Origin of the sequence: Actinocrinis sp., assembly GCF_035650855.1 — a bacterium.
Lineage (GTDB): Bacteria > Actinomycetota > Actinomycetes > Streptomycetales > Catenulisporaceae > Actinocrinis.
Genome location: NZ_DASRGV010000315.1, coordinates 1 through 16,211 on the forward strand (window position 1 = coordinate 1; position 16,211 = coordinate 16,211).

General features: G+C 72.7%; 14 protein-coding genes. 10 read left to right on the top strand and 4 right to left on the bottom strand.

The window, feature by feature from the left end; genetic code table 11:
* The coding region (locus tag VFB40_RS22215; protein ID WP_324853719.1) for a PAS domain S-box protein at nucleotides 1–243 on the bottom strand (243 nt) is incomplete at its 3' end.
* A 327-nt stretch (nucleotides 244–570) separates the two neighbouring features.
* Here VFB40_RS22215 and ppdK point away from each other — a divergent pair.
* From ppdK to hypE, 10 genes are read left to right on the top strand one after another with little or no spacing between them, the layout of a single operon-like run.
* Entirely contained in the window at nucleotides 571–3,345 is a 2,775-nt protein-coding gene (gene ppdK, locus VFB40_RS22220) for a pyruvate, phosphate dikinase (RefSeq protein ID WP_324853721.1), read from the top strand.
* Complete coding sequence (locus VFB40_RS22225; RefSeq protein ID WP_324853722.1) at nucleotides 3,342–4,586, top strand: 4Fe-4S dicluster domain-containing protein; 1,245 nt, start codon at nucleotides 3,342–3,344, stop codon at nucleotides 4,584–4,586. The genes ppdK and VFB40_RS22225 overlap by 4 nt, the downstream gene beginning before the upstream one ends.
* Nucleotides 4,583–5,500: an FAD/NAD(P)-binding protein gene (locus VFB40_RS22230; RefSeq protein WP_324853724.1), complete on the top strand. Its 918-nt coding sequence runs from the start codon at nucleotides 4,583–4,585 to the stop codon at nucleotides 5,498–5,500. Before VFB40_RS22225 ends, VFB40_RS22230 begins: the two co-directional genes overlap by 4 nt.
* Nucleotides 5,501–5,503: 3 nt before the next feature.
* On the top strand, nucleotides 5,504–6,358 hold the full coding sequence (locus tag VFB40_RS22235) for an NADH-quinone oxidoreductase subunit B family protein (protein WP_324853726.1): 855 nt from the start codon (nucleotides 5,504–5,506) through the stop codon (nucleotides 6,356–6,358).
* Nucleotides 6,355–7,701, top strand: a complete 1,347-nt coding sequence (locus VFB40_RS22240) for a Ni/Fe hydrogenase subunit alpha (RefSeq protein WP_324853728.1) — start codon at nucleotides 6,355–6,357, stop codon at nucleotides 7,699–7,701. The genes VFB40_RS22235 and VFB40_RS22240 overlap by 4 nt, the downstream gene beginning before the upstream one ends.
* A 5-nt stretch (nucleotides 7,702–7,706) precedes the next feature.
* Complete coding sequence (locus VFB40_RS22245; protein WP_324853730.1) at nucleotides 7,707–8,303, top strand: hydrogenase maturation protease; 597 nt, start codon at nucleotides 7,707–7,709, stop codon at nucleotides 8,301–8,303.
* A complete protein-coding gene (gene hypF / locus VFB40_RS22250; protein ID WP_324853732.1) occupies nucleotides 8,300–10,756 on the top strand; it encodes a carbamoyltransferase HypF in 2,457 nt (818 codons plus the stop codon). Before VFB40_RS22245 ends, hypF begins: the two co-directional genes overlap by 4 nt.
* 5 nt (nucleotides 10,757–10,761) lie before the next feature.
* Nucleotides 10,762–11,019: a HypC/HybG/HupF family hydrogenase formation chaperone gene (locus VFB40_RS22255; RefSeq protein ID WP_324853734.1), complete on the top strand. Its 258-nt coding sequence runs from the start codon at nucleotides 10,762–10,764 to the stop codon at nucleotides 11,017–11,019.
* On the top strand, nucleotides 11,016–12,152 hold the full coding sequence (gene hypD / locus VFB40_RS22260) for a hydrogenase formation protein HypD (RefSeq protein WP_324853736.1): 1,137 nt from the start codon (nucleotides 11,016–11,018) through the stop codon (nucleotides 12,150–12,152). Before VFB40_RS22255 ends, hypD begins: the two co-directional genes overlap by 4 nt.
* Nucleotides 12,153–12,159: 7 nt before the next feature.
* The gene (hypE, locus tag VFB40_RS22265) at nucleotides 12,160–13,278 is read left to right on the top strand and encodes a hydrogenase expression/formation protein HypE (protein ID WP_324853738.1); all 1,119 of its coding nucleotides are present in this window, start codon (nucleotides 12,160–12,162) and stop codon (nucleotides 13,276–13,278) included.
* Between the two features lie 13 nt (nucleotides 13,279–13,291).
* On the opposite strand, the gene VFB40_RS22270 is transcribed toward hypE, so the two are convergent.
* The 3 genes from VFB40_RS22270 to VFB40_RS22280 are packed head-to-tail and all read right to left on the bottom strand — an operon-like array spanning nucleotide 13,292 to nucleotide 16,210.
* Complete coding sequence (locus tag VFB40_RS22270; RefSeq protein WP_324853740.1) at nucleotides 13,292–13,996, bottom strand: DUF4389 domain-containing protein; 705 nt, start codon at nucleotides 13,994–13,996, stop codon at nucleotides 13,292–13,294.
* On the bottom strand, nucleotides 13,993–14,532 hold the full coding sequence (locus VFB40_RS22275; RefSeq protein ID WP_324853742.1) for a flavodoxin domain-containing protein: 540 nt from the start codon (nucleotides 14,530–14,532) through the stop codon (nucleotides 13,993–13,995). Before VFB40_RS22275 ends, VFB40_RS22270 begins: the two co-directional genes overlap by 4 nt.
* Complete coding sequence (locus VFB40_RS22280) at nucleotides 14,504–16,210, bottom strand: NAD(P)-binding protein (protein ID WP_324853744.1); 1,707 nt, start codon at nucleotides 16,208–16,210, stop codon at nucleotides 14,504–14,506. Before VFB40_RS22280 ends, VFB40_RS22275 begins: the two co-directional genes overlap by 29 nt.
* Nucleotide 16,211 lies beyond the last annotated feature (1 nt).

A 16,211-nucleotide genomic window follows, 5' to 3' on the forward strand; every position in this document is an offset into this window, starting at 1 on the left:
CAGGATCTCCACATTGCGCCCGAGCAACTCCTCACGCGCATAGCCGAACATCGACTCGGTCTGCGCGTTCACCAACTTGATCCGGCCCTCGTCATCCACGATCACCATCGCGTCCGGCGCCGCCTCCAACAACGCCCGGAACGGAACGTCCGCGGGATGCGGATGCGGATCGGGCCGGAACTCGCGATGCGCGCCGGGATCGGCGCAGCATCCGACCACGCTGTGGTCCTGTGGTTCCACCACGCCCTCCCCCTTGCCGCCGACACGAATGCGCGGCGTGCATTTGCACGTGCGCCGTGAGCCATCAGTGTGCAGTCGCGTACAGCCAGTCGCGGCCGCTTCGGGTCAGTTCGACCGCGCACGCCAACCAACGCCACCCCTACGGGCGCGCTTGCGGGCGACGGCGGCGGACTTCCTGCGGCTCCGCGGGCAACCGGGAGCCCGCGCGAGCGCCGGCACTTCCGGGTCTTTGGTCCTCAGCCCACCGGGACTGCGGGCTCTGACCTGGCGCAACCATGAGCGGGAGCCTGAAGGCGAAGCCAGGACGACGCCGAAGGGGACGGGTTCACCATGTTGAAGACCGAGGGCAGCGCCAGTGCGTACCGCGCCGAACCGCCTGACCGTTACGTCTACGACTTCGCCGACGGCCAGGCCACCATGTCCGACCTGCTCGGCGGCAAGGGCGCGAACCTGGCGGAGATGACCAGGCTCGGCCTTCCGGTCCCGCCGGGCTTCACCGTCACCACCGAGGCCTGCCGGCACTACCTCAAGACCGGGCGGCTGCCCGGCGGTCTCGACGCGCAGATCGCCAAGCACCTGGCCGGCCTCGAGCAGGCGGCCGGGCGCCGGCTCGGGGACGCGGACGATCCGCTGCTGCTCTCGGTGCGTTCCGGGGCGAAGTTCTCGATGCCCGGGATGATGGAGACGGTCCTCAACATCGGGGTCTGCGACGCCACCGTCGCCGGGCTGGCCAAGCGCTACGGCGACGAGCGGTTCGCGTGGGACTGCTACCGCCGGCTGGTGCAGATGTACGGCCGCACGGTGCTCGGCGTTTCCGCGGAGGAGTTCGAGCGGGCGCTGATCCAGGCCAAGGTCCGCAAGGGACTGGTGCCGGACGCCCCGGACACCGCGCTGGACGCCGACGCGCTGCGGGCGCTCACCCGCCGCTTCCAGCGCATCGTGCGCGAGGTCAGCGGGCAGGAGGTGCCGCAGAGCCCGCGCGAGCAGCTGTCCGGCGCGGTACGCGCGGTGTTCGAGTCCTGGGACGGGCAGCGGGCCAGGGTCTATCGCAGGCGCGAGGGCATCCCGGACGACCTGGGCACCGCGGTGACCGTGATGACCATGGTGTTCGGCAACCTCGGCGGCGATTCGGGCACCGGCGTCGGATTCACCCGCGACCCGGCCACCGGCGCCCCCGGCGTGTACGGCGACTATCTGTCCGACGCGGAGGGCGAAGACGTCGTCTCCGGCGTCCGCAACACCCTGACACTCGAGCAGTTCGGCGCGCTCGACCCGGACGCTTACCGGGAGCTGCGCCGGCACATGGCCACGCTCGAGGAGCACTACCGGGACCTGTGCGACATCGAATTCACCGTCGAGCGCGGCAAGCTGTGGATGCTGCAGACCCGGGTGGGCAAGCGCACCGCGGCGGCGGCCTTCCGCATCGCCGCCGACCTGCTGGCCGACGGGACCATCGACGAGGACGAGGCCCTCTGCCGGGTCACCGGCGAGCAGCTGGCCCAGCTGATGTTCCCGTGCTTCGCCCCCTCCGGTGGCGCCATCGCCCCGATCGCCAAGGGCATCGCCGCCTCCCCCGGCGCCGCGGTGGGGCACGCGGTGTTCAGCTCGGCGGACGCCGTCGCGCGCGCCGCGGCCGGCGACCGCGTCATCCTCGTCCGCCGCGAGACCAACCCCGACGACCTGCCCGGCATGATCGCCGCCTCCGGCGTGCTGACCGGCCGTGGCGGCAAGACCTCGCACGCCGCCGTGGTGGCCCGCGGCATGGGCCGCACCTGCGTGTGCGGCGTGGAAAGCCTGGAGATCGACGAGCAGCTCGGCACCGCGACCGTCACCCGCGGCCGCTCGGCCGGAATCGTGATCAACCGCGGCGACCTGATCTCCATCGACGGCACCGACGGCTCGGTCTACGACACCGAGATCCCCGTGGTCAGCTCCCCCGTCGTCGAGTACTTCGAAGGTCACGGCACGCACACCGGCGACCCGGTCGTGGCCGCGGTCGCCACGCTGCTGGGGATCGCGGACAGCCGCGCGCAGCTGGGCGTGCGCGCCAACGCGGACACCCCGGCCGATGCGGCCCGCGCCCGGCGCTTCGGAGCGCACGGCATCGGCCTGGCCCGCACCGAGCACATGTTCCTCGGCGAGCGGCGGCCGATCGTGGAGCGGCTGATCCTGGCCGAATCCCAGCAGGACCGCACCAATGCGCTCAACCGGCTGCTTGAACTGCAGCGCGCGGACTTCACCGGGCTGCTGGCCGCGATGGACGGACTGCCGGTCACCGTCCGGCTGCTCGACCCGCCGCTGCACGAGTTCCTGCCCGACCTGACCGAGCTGTCCGTCGAGATCGCCGTCGCCGACGCGACGCACCAGCCGGTGACGGCAGAGCGGCGCGAGCTGCTGGCCGCGGTGCGCCGCTGGCACGAGCAGAACCCGATGCTGGGCCTGCGCGGCGTGCGCCTTGGCCTGGTGGTGCCCGGCCTCTACGCGATGCAGGTGCGGGCGCTGGCCGAGGCGATCGTGGCCAGGCGCGGCGACGGCGGCGCCCCGCTCGCGCACATCATGATCCCGCTGGTGGCCGAGGCACACGAGCTCGAACTCGCCAGGGCGGAGGCCAAGCGGGTGCTGCGCGAGGTGGACCCGGGCCTGACGGTCTCGGTGGGCGTGATGATCGAGCTGCCGCGCGCCGCGCTGACCGCGCGCCGGATCGCCGAGCACGCCGAGTTCTTCTCCTTCGGTACCAACGACCTGACCCAGACCACCTGGGGCATGAGCCGCGACGACGCGGAGGGCGCGTTCTTCCCCGCCTACCTGGAGCACGGCGTCTTCACCGCCTCGCCGTTCGGCACGATCGACCCCGAAGGCGTCGGTGCCCTGGTGCGCGCGGCCGTCAAGCGCGGCCGCTGGACCCGGCCGGACCTGGAGATCGGCGTGTGCGGGGAACACGGCGGCGACCCGGCCTCCATCCACTTCTTCCACCAGGCCGGCGTGGACTACGTCTCCTGCTCCCCGTTCCGGGTGCCGGTCGCGCGGCTCGAGGCCGGGCGGGCGGCAGTGCTGGCCCGGCGCGAGGCGGCGGGGTCCGACGCGGTGGGGAGTGACACCCGGTGATCGCCCTGCCCCTGGCCCTCGGGCACGCCGCGTCCGGCGCAGAGTCGGCCGCGGGAGGCCGCGGCGCGCGTGAAAGCGCCTCGCAGCTGACCGTGGAGGGTATCGGCGCCCTGGTGGCTGAGCTGCGCCGGCGCGGCTACCGGGTGGTCGCGCCGGTACGCCGCGCCGGCGCGCTGGTCCTGGACGAGATCAGGGAGGCCGGGGAACTGCCGTGGGGGCTGGGTGTGCAGACCGGGCCCGGGCACTACCGGCTGGTCGAGCGCGATGACGGCCAGCTGTTCGCCGGCGCGGCCGGGCCGATGCCGTGGAAGCGGTTCCTGCGCCCGCCGCGCGAGAAGATCCTGGACGCCGACCGCACCCCCGGCGGCGGTTTCACCGTCACCGAGCCCGACCCGGACGAGGAGCCGCCGCTGGCGTTCCTCGGCGTGCGGCCCTGTGATCTACGTGCCCTGACGATCCTGGACAAGGCGCTGCTGACCGCGGGCGGCCGGTCCGGGTACGCCGTGCGCAGATCGCGGGCGTTCATCGTGGCCGTGGAGTGCACCGAGCCGGCCGAGACCTGCTTCTGCGTCAGCGCGTCGGCCGCGCAGGGGGTCAACTGCGGACCGGGCGCCGACCCGGCCGGAACCCCGGGCGCGCCGCGCTACGACCTGCTGCTGACCGAGGTCACGGGCGGCGGCGGGCACCGGTTCCTGGCGCGCAGCGGCTCCTGTCGCGGCGCCGAGGTCCTGGCCGGGATCGCGCACACCGCGGCCGACACCAGGACCATCGACGCGGCGAGGCAAGCGGTCGAGCACGCCGCGTCCTCCATGCGGCGCACGCTGCCCACGGTCGACCTGCGCTCGCTCATGGCCGCCTCGGTGGAGGCGAAGCACTGGCGCGACGTCGCGGAGCGCTGCATCGCCTGCGGCAACTGCACGCTGGTGTGCCCCACCTGCTTCTGCACCACCACCGAGGACACCACCGATCTGACCGGCGAGCACGCCGAGCGGTGGAACAGCTGGGACTCCTGCTTCGACCTGGACTTCTCCTACATATACGGCGGCGAGGTGCGCTCCAGTGTGCAGAGCCGCTACCGCCAGTGGCTGACCCACAAGTTCGGCACCTGGCAGGACCAGTTCGGCGACTCGGGCTGCGTCGGCTGCGGACGCTGCGTCGCGTGGTGCCCGGCCGGCATCGACCTGACCGAGGAGCTCAAGGCTCTTCAATCCGAATGGGAACTGGAGGCGGACGACGCGTGAACGCCTCGACCCGCGACTTGCCCGCCCGCGCCGCGCACGCCGTACCCGCTCCCGCGATCCCGGCCCCGGCGGCCACGCGGCCGTCCCCGATGGCGCCGCTGCCGTACGTCGTCACCTCGGTGCACCGGGACACCTACGACACCGTCACGCTCGCGCTGGAACCGGAGGACGCGGCGCTGCCCAGCTGGGAGCCGGGCCAGTTCACCATGATGTACGCGTTCGGCGTCGGCGAGATCCCGGTCTCGGTGAGCGGAGACCCCTACCGGCAGGACCGGCTCGTGCACACGGTGCGCGACGTGGGCGCGGTCTCGCACGCCATCGCCTCGGCGCGAGCCGGGGACGTGCTGGGCGTGCGCGGCCCGTTCGGGCACGGCTGGCTCTCGGACGGCTGGCCGCAGCACGATGTCGTCGTGGTCGCGGGCGGTCTGGGGCTCGCCCCGTTGCGTCCCGTCGTCTACGGCCTGATCGCGCACCGCGCCAGGTTCGGCCGGGTCACCCTGGTCGTGGGCGCCCGGACGCCGGCGGATCTGGTCTACACGCGCGAGTACGAGGCGTGGCGGTCCTGCGGACTGGACGTGCGGGTGACCGTGGACCGTGCGGCGCCTGACCAGGGCGGGCGGCCGTGGACCGGCCACGTGGGCCTGGTGACCGCCCCGCTGGCCCGGGTGGCGCTCGATCCGGACTGGACCACGGCGTTCGTGTGCGGACCCGAGGTGATGATGCGCGCGGCGGCCGAGGCGCTGGCCGACCGGGGCGTCTCGGAGCAGCAGATCCTGCTGTCCCTTGAGCGCTCGATGAAGTGCGGCATCGGCGTGTGCGGCCACTGCCAGCTCGGTCCCGATCTGATCTGCCGCGACGGGCCCTGCGTGACCTACCGGCACGCCGCGCCGCTGCTGGCCGTCAAGGAGCTGTGAACCATGTCCCCCGCGACCGCTACCCCTGGGGCCGAGATCACTGAAACCGCCGCGCCGACCCTCGCGGTGTGGAAGTTCGCCTCCTGCGACGGCTGCCAGCTCTCGCTGCTCGACTGCGAGGACGAGCTGCTCGCGGTGGCCGGACGGGTGCGCATCGCCTCCTTCCCCGAGGCGACCCGCTCGGTGGCGCCGGGCCCGTACGACCTCTCCCTCGTCGAGGGTTCGATCACGACGCCCGAGGACGCCGAGCGCATCCGCGAGGTGCGCGCGCAGTCCAAGTACCTCGTCGTGCTCGGCGCCTGCGGCACCAGCGGCGGCATCCAGGCGCTGCGGAACTTCGCCGACGTCGCCGAGTACTCTTCCGCGGTCTATCCCACCCCTGAGTATCTCAGCACCCTCAAGGACTCGACGCCGATCCGGGACCACGTGCAGGTCGACTACGAGCTGCGCGGCTGCCCGGTGGACCGCGGCCAGCTGCTCGAGGTGATCACCGCCTATCTGGCCGGACGGCAGCCGGCGATCCCGGACCGCGGCGTCTGCTACGAGTGCAAGGCGCGCGGCGCGGTCTGCGTCACCGTCGTCCACGGCACGCCCTGCCTCGGTCCGGTCACCCACGCCGGCTGCGGCGCGCTGTGCCCGGCCTTCCAGCGCGGCTGCTTCGGGTGTTTCGGCTCGACCCGGCAGGCTCGCGTCCGCGCGATGGCCCGGCTGCTGCTGGCCGAGGGCGCCTCGCCCGACGCCCTGCTGCGCACCCTGAGTTCGGCCAATCCCGCCGACTCGGCCTTCCGCGCCATCGGCGCGCAGATCGAGCGCGATGTTGCGGCGGCGGGCGACGAGAAGGAGGCAGGACGGCCATGACGCACCGTCAGGAACGGCTGCTCGAAGTGGGCTCGCTCGCCCGGGTGGAGGGCGAGGGCGCACTACGCGTCGTGCTCGACCACGGTCGGGTGACCGAGGCGCGGCTGAACATCTATGAGCCTCCCCGCTTCTTCGAGGCCATGCTGCGCGGCCGCTCCTATCTCGAACCGCCGGACATCACCGCGCGGGTGTGCGGGATCTGCCCGGTCGCCTACCAGCTCACCGCCTGCCGGGCGATCGAGGACGCCTGCGGCGTGACTGTGCCGCCGCAGATCAACGCACTAAGAAGGCTGCTTTACTGCGGCGAGTGGATCGAGAGCCACGCGCTGCACATCTACCTGCTGCACGCCCCGGACTTCCTCGGCTATCCGGACGCCATCGAGCTGGCCAAGGACCACCGCGCGATCGTCAGCCGCGGCCTGGCGCTGAAGAAGACGGGCAACGACCTGGTGGAGGTGGTCGGCGGGCGCGCCATCCACCCGATCAACGTGCGGGTCGGCGGCTTCCACCGGGCCCCGGCGCGCAGCGAGCTCGACGCGTTCAAGAACCGGCTGGACGACGCCCTCGAGGCCGCGCTGGAGACCGCGCGCTGGGCCGGGGGCTTCGCATTCCCCGAGTTCGAGACCCCGCACGCGCTGCTCGCGCTTGACGACGCCGGAACGAACGGCGGAAGCCGCAGCCCGGCGGCCGGCGGCGCGGGCCCGCGCTACCCGATCGAGTCCGGGCTCGGCGTGATCACCACCGCCGGCGTCGGCTTCCCGCTGGAGGACTTCGAACACTACGTCAGCGAGTCGCAGGTCCCGCATTCGACCGCGCTGCACGCGAAGCTGCGCGGCGTCGGCACCTACCTGACCGGCCCGCTGGCGCGCTACAACCTGGCCGGCCCGAGGCTGTGGCCGGTCGCCGCGGAAGCGGCCCGCGCCGCCGGCCTCGGCCGCTTCGAGCGCAATCCGTTCCGCTCGGTGCTGGTGCGCGCCGTCGAGGTGGTGCAGGCCGTCGCCGAGGCCCGCGCGATCATCGAGGCCTACCAGCCGCCGGACCCGCCGTTCGTGCCGGTCGAGCCGCGGGCCGGCCGCGGCCACGGGGCCACCGAGGCGCCGCGCGGCCTGCTCTACCACCGCTACGACCTGGACGAGCGCGGCCTGATCACGGCCGCGCGGATCGTGCCGCCCACCGCGCAGAACCAGGCCGCCATCGAGGCCGACCTGCGGCTGGTGGTGCAGGCCGGAGCGCAGCTCGACGACGAGCACCTGACCCTGCACTGCGAGCAGGCGATCCGCAACTACGACCCCTGCATCTCCTGCTCGGCACACTTCTTGGACCTCGACGTGACCAGAAGGTGAGCGCCATGTCAGCCTTCGAGACCATCGTGATCGGCGTGGGCACCGATCTGCGCGGCGACGACGGGTTCGGCGGCGCCGTCATCGAAGCCCTGCGAAAGCAGCCGGCTCTCCGCGACCGAGCGCTGCTCGCCCGCTGCGACGGCGAGCCGGCCCGGATGATCGACCTGTGGGAGGGCTTCCGCTACGCGTTGGTGATCGACGCGGTACGCGGCGGTTCCGAGCGATTCGGATTCGTATACCGGCACGATTTCGCCTCCGGCACCACATCCGGATCGGCGCGGCAGCAGCGCGAGACGGCGCCCGGTGGGGAGCCCGCCGGCAACGGGCACGCGATCGGACTGGGTGCGGCCGTGCGCCTGGGCCGAGTGCTCGACCGGCTGCCCGGCCGGCTGATCCTGTACGCGGTGCACGGGCGGGACTTCCGGCTCGGCGCCCCGCTGTCCGGACCCGTGGCGCAGGCCGTGCCCGCGCTGGCCGGGCGGATCAGCCGGGAGGTACTCGGCGTGCTCTCGCTCGGCGAGGGCCGGGACCAAGGTCCCGGGGCCCGCCGGTCGAGCGGCCCTGTGAGGGTCCTGCCACCACGCGCGACGCTGAGGGCATGACCTCGACGCTGCCGCACCCGCTGCACGCCCGACGCGACCCGGCGGCCGCGGCTGCGCCGGCCCGCGGCGTCGAGCGGCGCCGGTGGGAGGTGCGCGGGACGGTGCAGGGCGTCGGCTTCCGGCCCTTCGTGCACCGGCTGGCGACCGAGTTGGCGCTGGCCGGACGGGTGCGCAACACCGGCGGCACCGTTCTGATCGACGCCGAGGGCCGTGCGGAGGCGCTGGACGCCTTCGAGGCGCGGCTGCGCGCGCAGGCCCCGCCGCTGGCCGCGATCGCCGCCCTGGTGCAGCTGCCCGCGCGCGACGGCGGGTTGCCTGCCGGGTTCGTGATCGAAGAGTCGCTGGCCCTTGAGGCGACCTCGGACGGCGAGGTGGCGCCCGCACACCGCGACGTGCCGCCGGACGCCGCGATCTGCGACGCCTGCCTGGCAGAGCTCTTCGATCCGCGCAACCGCCGCTACCGGCACCCGTTCATCAACTGCGTGGACTGCGGGCCGCGCGCCACCATCATCGACGATCTGCCTTATGACCGGCGGCGCACCGGGATGGTCGGATTCGAGCTCTGCGAAGCCTGCGCCGCCGAATACCGGGATCCGGCGAACCGCCGGTTTCATGCGGAGCCGGTCGCCTGTCCGGAGTGCGGGCCGCGGTTGCACTGGCAGCAGGTCGCAGCCTCGCCTCCAACTCAACAGGCGCGTGGTCGAGAAGTGCTGGGCGAGGACGCGCTGCGTGCCGCCGCGGCTTGTGTGGCTGCGGGCGGCATCATCGCGCTCAAGGGCTTGGGCGGCTTCCAGTTCGTCTGTGACGCGACGAACGAGGCGGCGGTCGCGCTGCTGCGCGAGCGTAAGCACCGTCCGAGCAAGCCGCTGGCCGTGATGGTCGCCGACCTGCGCTCGGCAGAGGCCCATGCCCGGCTGTCCGCGATCGAGCGTCAACTGCTGACCGGCCCGGCGCGGCCGATCGTCCTGGTCGAACCGCGCACGCCGCACGGACACCGGCTCATCGCGACCGGTGTGCGCCGGGAGAGCCCGGCCCTCGGCCTGTTCCTGCCCACCACGCCGCTGCACCATCTGCTGGTGCGGGCCCTGGGCCGACCGCTCGTGGTGACCAGCGGCAACCTCGGCGGCGAGCCGATCGTGATCGACGACGAGACCGCCCGGGCCAGGCTCAGTACGGTCGCGGACGGGATCTGCGGCCACGACCGGCCGATCCTGGCCCGCTATGACGACTCGGTGACGACCGTGACCGCCGACCGGCCGGCCGTCGTGCGCCGCGCCCGCGGCTACGCCCCGGCGCCGCTTTCCCTGCCGATCCCGGCGCGCCGTCCGCTGCTGGCCGTCGGCGCGCAACTCAAGTACACCTTCACCCTCGCGCAGCGCGCTACAGCGATTACGAGTGCTCACATCGGCGACCTCGAAGACGCGGCGACACACGAAGCCTTCGTGCGCTGCCTGCACCGGCTCAGCCGGCTGCACGCGATCGTGCCTGAGTACGTCGTGCACGACCTGCACCCCGGCTACCTTTCGACGCAGTACGCGGATCGCTTCCCCCGGGGCCGGCGGATCGCGGTCCAGCACCACCACGCGCACATCGCCTCCTGCGCCGCCGAACACGGACTGACCGAGGACGTCATCGGGGTCGCCTTCGACGGCCTCGGGCTCGGTGACGACGGGACGCTGTGGGGTGGCGAGGTCATGGTCGCGAATCTCCAGGGATACACCCGTCTGGGGCGCTTCGCCCGCGCTCCCCTGCCCGGCGGCCCCGCCGCCGTGCTGCATCCCGCGCGCATGGCGCTCGGCTACCTCGCCGGGCTGGAGCGGTTCGGCAGCGGGGAGTCCGGCAGTGGGGCGTTCGACCGGGAAGCAGCGTCCTGTTTCACCGACCGGCTGGACCAGCGCGAGGTGTCCACCCTGCTGCGCATGGTGGCGCGGCGGATCAACTGCCCGGTGGCGTCCAGCGCGGGCCGGCTCTTCGACGCGGCCGCCGCGTTGCTCGGCCTGCCCGCCGCGCTGCCGCCCGGCGCACAGGTCAGCTTCGAGGGTGAGGCGGCGATCGCGCTGGAGAACGCCGCGGGCGCGGTGTCCGCGCCGGCGCTGCCGTGGCGCTTGGCGCACGCGGACGGGCTGTGCATCTACGATCCGCGCCCCACGCTGGCCGCGCTGCTCGACGGCGTGGCCGCCGGTACGTCGATCGCACGCCTCGCCGCCGGCTTCCATGAGGCCATCGCCGAGGCGACCACCGCAATGGTCGAACAGGCGGTGCGCGTCGTCGGCGCCAAGCCGGTGTGCCTTTCCGGAGGCGTGTGGCAGAACCGCCGGCTGGCCGCGACGGTCGTCTCCAACCTGGAGAACGCCGGCCTCGACGTCTTTGTGAATCAGCGGGTTCCGTGCAACGACGGCGGCATCAGCTACGGCCAGGCCGCCATCGCCGCGGCTCGTCTCAGCGAGAGGTGAGCGCGATGTGCCTGGGCATTCCCGGACGGATCACGCAGATCCGCGACAGCGATCCGTTTCCAATCGCGCTGGTCGACTACGGCGGCGTGCGTAAAGACGCCTGCCTGGCGTACATCCCGGACGCTGTGATCGGCGAATACGTGATCGTACATGTCGGGTTCGCCATTGCACGGGTCGACGAGGCCGAGGCGCTGCGCACGCTCGACGTGCTGCGCGCCATGGGCGACCAGGTCGCCCAGGAGCTCGGGGAGCCGCTGCGATGAAGTACCTTGACGAATACCGCGACCCGGCGCTGGCCCGCGCACTGCTCGGGCAGCTGCGCGCCACCGCGACCCGGCCGTGGCGGATCATGGAGGTCTGCGGCGGGCAGACCCACACCCTCGTGCGACAGGGCATTGACGAACTGCTGCCGGCGGGGATCCGAATGATCCACGGCCCGGGCTGCCCGGTGTGCGTCACTCCGCTTGAGATCATCGACAAGGCCCTGGCGATCGCCGCACGTCCCGAGGTGATCTTCGCCTCCTTCGGCGACATGCTGCGCGTGCCGGGCTCGCGTACCTCCCTCGCGCAGCTGCGCGCGGCCGGCGCGGACGTGCGGGTGGTGTACTCGCCGATGGACGCCGTCAGCCTCGCCCGGGCCAACCCGGACCGGCAGGTGGTCTTCTTCGCCGTCGGCTTCGAGACCACCGCCCCGGCCAACGCCGGGGCGGTACTGGTCGCCGAGCGCCTCGACGTGCCGAACTTCTCCATCCTGGTCAGCCACGTGCTGGTACCCCCGGCCCTCACCGCGATCCTGGAATCAGAGCACTGCGAGGTGCAGGCCTTCCTCGCGGCGGGCCACGTGTGCGCGGTGATGGGCTGGACCGAGTACGAGCCGCTGGCCGCCAAGTACCGCGTGCCCATCGTGGTCACCGGATTCGAACCCTTGGACCTGCTCGAAGGCATCCTGATGACGGTGCGTCAACTGGAGGAAGGCCGGGCCGAGGTGGAGAACCAGTACGCCCGTGCGGTGCGGCGCACCGGCAACAGCGCCGCGCAGGACGCGATCCGCCGGGTGTTCCAGGTCACCGACCGCACCTGGCGCGGTGTCGGCCCGATCCCGGCCAGCGGCCTGCGACTGGCCGACGCCTACGCCCGCTTCGACGCCGAGCAGCGCTTCGGCACCGGCGATGTGCACGCGGTCGAGGAGCCCCGGTGCATCGCCGGGCGGATCCTGACCGGGCAGTCGCTGCCGACCGACTGCGCCGCGTACGGCACGGACTGCACGCCGCGCAACCCGCTCGGTGCGCCGATGGTGTCCGGCGAGGGCACCTGCGCGGCCTTCTACTCCGCCGGGCGCAGGGCGACACGCCCCGTTCCCGTCATCGACTTGACCAGCGTTCTGAACGGCAGGTGAGAAGCCCATGTCAGTGATCAACGATCCGGTCCAGGCGACCTGCCCGGCGCCGCACGCGGAGCACGAGCGCGTGCTGCTCGGGCACGGCTCCGGCGGCCAGCTCTCCGCGCGCCTCCTGCACGACGTGATCGTGCCGGGCCTCGGCGCGGCGGCCGCGGACCTCAGCCTCGACGACGCCGCGGTGCTCGATCTGGAGCCGTTCCTTGCGCCCGGCGACCGCGGCGGCCAAACCGAGGACCTGCGCTCCGGCAGCGTCGTCGTGACCACGGACTCCTTCGTAGTAGACCCGTTGGAGTTCCCCGGCGGGGACATCGGCGCGCTGGCGGTGCACGGCACGATCAACGATTTGGCGATGCGCGGCGCGCAGCCGCTCGCGCTGACTGTGGCGCTGATCGTGGAGGAGGGTTTCCCGCTGGCGCGGCTGCGCCGCCTGGTCGAGTCGGTCGGCCGGGCGGCCGCGCAGGCCGGCGTTCCGGTCGTCGCGGGCGACACCAAGGTGGTCGGGCGCGGCTGCGCGGACAAGCTGTTCATCACCACGACCGGCTTCGGCCGGCGCGCGCCGCGGGCGCGCTGCTCGGCCACCGCGATCCGGCCGGGCGACGCGATCCTGATCTCCAGTCCGATCGGCCTGCACGGGGTGACCGTGCTGGCCACCCGCGAAGACCTGGGCTTCGACGCCGATCCGCAGCTGCGCTCGGACACCAGGCCGCTGCACCGCATGGTCCAGACGATGCTCGACGCGGGCGGCTCCGACGTGCACGCGCTGCGCGACCCGACCCGCGGCGGGCTCGCCTCCGCGCTCAACGAGCTGGCCGAGGCGTCCGGAGTCGGCATCCTGGTCGAGGAGGACGCCGTCCCGGTGCCGCCCGTCGTCGCGGCGGCCTGCGACCTGCTCGGGCTCGATCCGCTGCACGTGGCCAACGAGGGCTGCGCCGTCGCGTTCGTCCACCCGGCCAGCGCCGACGCCGTGCTCGCCGCGATGCGCTCATGCGCCGAGGGCGCCCAAGCGGTGCGCATCGGCACCGCCGTGGCGGACAACCCGGGCCGCGTCGCGCTTCACACGCTCGTCGGCGCCTACCGCATCGTCGACATGCTCGTCGGCGAGCAGCTCCCCCGTATCTGCTAAGAACTCGTATCCGCTAATAGACGGGAGGTTGATCAGCGATCTGCGGTTCCGGCTCGCGCCCGCCGAGGTCGAGCCGGAAGGGCGGGTAGACGTCTGTCATAAGGCTGGCATAGACGATCACCCGCAGCGCCCACCGGTTCAGGCCGATGACGAGTTCGAATATCTCCGGCCGGTACGCGCCGGTGAAGGCGAGCGCGACGGCGGCGAACAGCGTCAGCACGCCGATCAGGCCGAGGCCCGGGACGCCGGCGAACCGGTAGCCGCCCAGGAAGATGCCCACGATGACGTACTGCGGGATGGCCAGCAGCCACCATTTGACCAGGGCCAGACCCCGCGAAAGCTGCTCGGGGTAGGCCACATCGAGCCGGGCGGGATAGTCGGGGACGTCGGCGAGCGTGAACGGCGGGTAGCGATCGGTGCCCAGGGCGCCGTACGAGTAGTACGCGACTCGCCAGCCCCACCGCAGCACCCCGACGTTGAACTCGAAGATTCCGCGCGGGTACCGGCCGGTGAACACGATCGCGAACAGCGCGACGATGCTCAGCACGAAGTAGGCCACGCTCAGGCACCACAGCGCGATGTAGTGCGGGATCGCCAGCAGCCACTTGACGAGCCAGAGCCACCGCGAGAGCGGTGCGTCGAGCCTGGCCTCGACCGTGACCGGCCGCTGGAAGCCGGCCGCGGGGGCGGGCGGCGCCGGGGTGTATGCGGCGGTCATCGCGCACCGCCCGGCTCGGTTTCCGGTCCGGTTTCCGGCTGCATGCCGGTCAGCAGCTCTTCGGCGATGTGCTTGCCCCAGGCCGCGATCTCGTCCCAGTCGCGCTCGTCGCTGTCCGCGATGTGCATTGCCGCCATCAGCGTGCGGTGCACGATGCCGAGCTGCGCGCGCTCGATCCGGCCGCCGAACACGCGGTGGTCGCGGGCCGCGGTGGCGGTGATGACCTGCGAGGCGTCCACCGGGGGCGTGGAGCCGTCCGAGCCGCGCTCGCCGACCGGGCCGCTGGAGAACAGCCAGACCGGCCGGCCGCTCAGCTGCCCGGAGACCCGGTCGACCAGCTGGCGGGCGCTGGGCAGCCAACTGCCCATGTACACCGCGCTGCCGAGCACGAGCGCGTCGTAGCCCTGCAGGTCGGCGACCTGGTCGGGGGTGCGGGCGTCGGCCGGCACGCCGTTGTCCGCCAGCGCCTTGGCGAGGGCGGCGCCGATTTGCGCGGTGGCTCCGTGCCTACTCGCGGTGCATACCAATACTCTCATAATCAGCGCCTTCTTCAGCGGGCTCGGTAATCATGGCGATCGCCCCGGCCGGGCACTCTTCGGCGCACAGTCCGCAGCCTTTGCAGTAGTCGAGGTCGATCGAGTAGCGCGGCTGCCCGTCCGCGTCGAAGCCGAGCTTCGTGATCGCGTTGTCGGGGCAGACGCCGTAGCAGTTGTCGCAGCCGAAGCAGTTGCCGCAGGACAGGCAGCGGCGGGCTTCGTAGAGCGCGTTGTCCTCGGTGAGGCCGTGCACGATCTCCGCGAACGTGTCGACGCGGCGCGCGGCCTCCAGGCTCGGGCGCACCGTGGCGGGCGCGTCGCTGTAGTACCAGGTGTTGAGGTTCTCGATCGGGACCGGGGTCTGCGGCGCGGCGGCCGGTTCGGCGGCCAGGCCGCGCAGGTACCGGTCGATGGCGCGCGCGGCCGCGGCTCCGTGGCCGATCGCCTGGGTGGCGGTGCGCTCCCCGTCGATCGCGTCGCCGCCGGCGTAGACGCCGGGCCGGCCGGTGGCGTAGGCGGAGTCGACGTCGATCGTCCCGTGCGAGACGGCGATCCCGGGCGCCCTGCCCAGCCAGTCGAGTTCGGCGCTCTGGCCGAGGGCGAGCACCACGGTGTCCGCGGCCAGGGTCTCGAATTCGCCGGTCGGCTGCGGGAACCCGGTCTCGTCCAGCTCCATCCGCTCCACCGCGATGCGGCCGCGGTCGGCGTGCGTGATGGTGGAGAGCCAGCGTACTGTCACGCCCTCCGCCAGCGCTTCTTCGAGCTCTGACTCGTGGGCGGGCATCCGGTCGCGGGTGCGGCGGTAGACCACGACCGCCTCGGTGGCGCCGAGCCGGCGCGCGGTGCGGGCGGCGTCCATCGCGGTGTTGCCGCCGCCGTAGACCGCGACCCGGCGGCCCAGGTGCAGCGGCCAGTGGTCCTCGGCCGCGGCCAGCATGGTGAGCGCGTCGAGCATGTGCGCGCTGTCGCCGGCCGGTATGTAAGCGTTCTTACCGCTCTGCGCGCCGACGCCGAGGAAGGCCGCGTCGAAGCCGCCGGCGGCGAGCGCCTGGTCGAGGTCGTCGACGCAGCTTTCCGTCTCGAAGCGCACGCCGAGCGCGGCGATGCGGGCTATCTCGGCGTCGAGCACTTCGCGCGGCAGCCGGTAGCGCGGGATGCCGTAGCGCATCATCCCGCCGAGCTTGTCGGCCGCCTCGCGCACGGTGACCTCGTGGCCGCGCAAGGCGAGCTGGTACGCGGCGGACAGGCCGGCCGGGCCGGAGCCGACGACCAGGACGCGGCGTCCGCTGGGTTCGGCGGTGACCCGCACCGTCCAACCCTGCTTGATCGCCTCGTCGCCGAGGAACCGCTCGACGGAGTTGATGCCGACGGACTGGTCGAGCAGCCCGCGGTTGCACGCGGTCTCGCACGGGTGGTAGCAGATGCGGCCCATGACGGCCGGGAGCGGATTGTCGAGCATCAGTCTCCGCCACGCGGCTTCGTACGATCCGTCCTCTGCCGTGTAGAGCCAGTCGCGTACTGCCTCCCCGGCCGGACAGGCGGATTGGCAGGGCGGCAGGACGTGCTGGTAGACCGGGCGCTCAACGCGCCAGGCGCCGGTGTGGTTGGTGCGGCTGCTGCCGGGGTCGAGGGTGGTGGCGAAGGGGTGCTCGCTCTTCGCTTCGCGCACGTCGTCCATG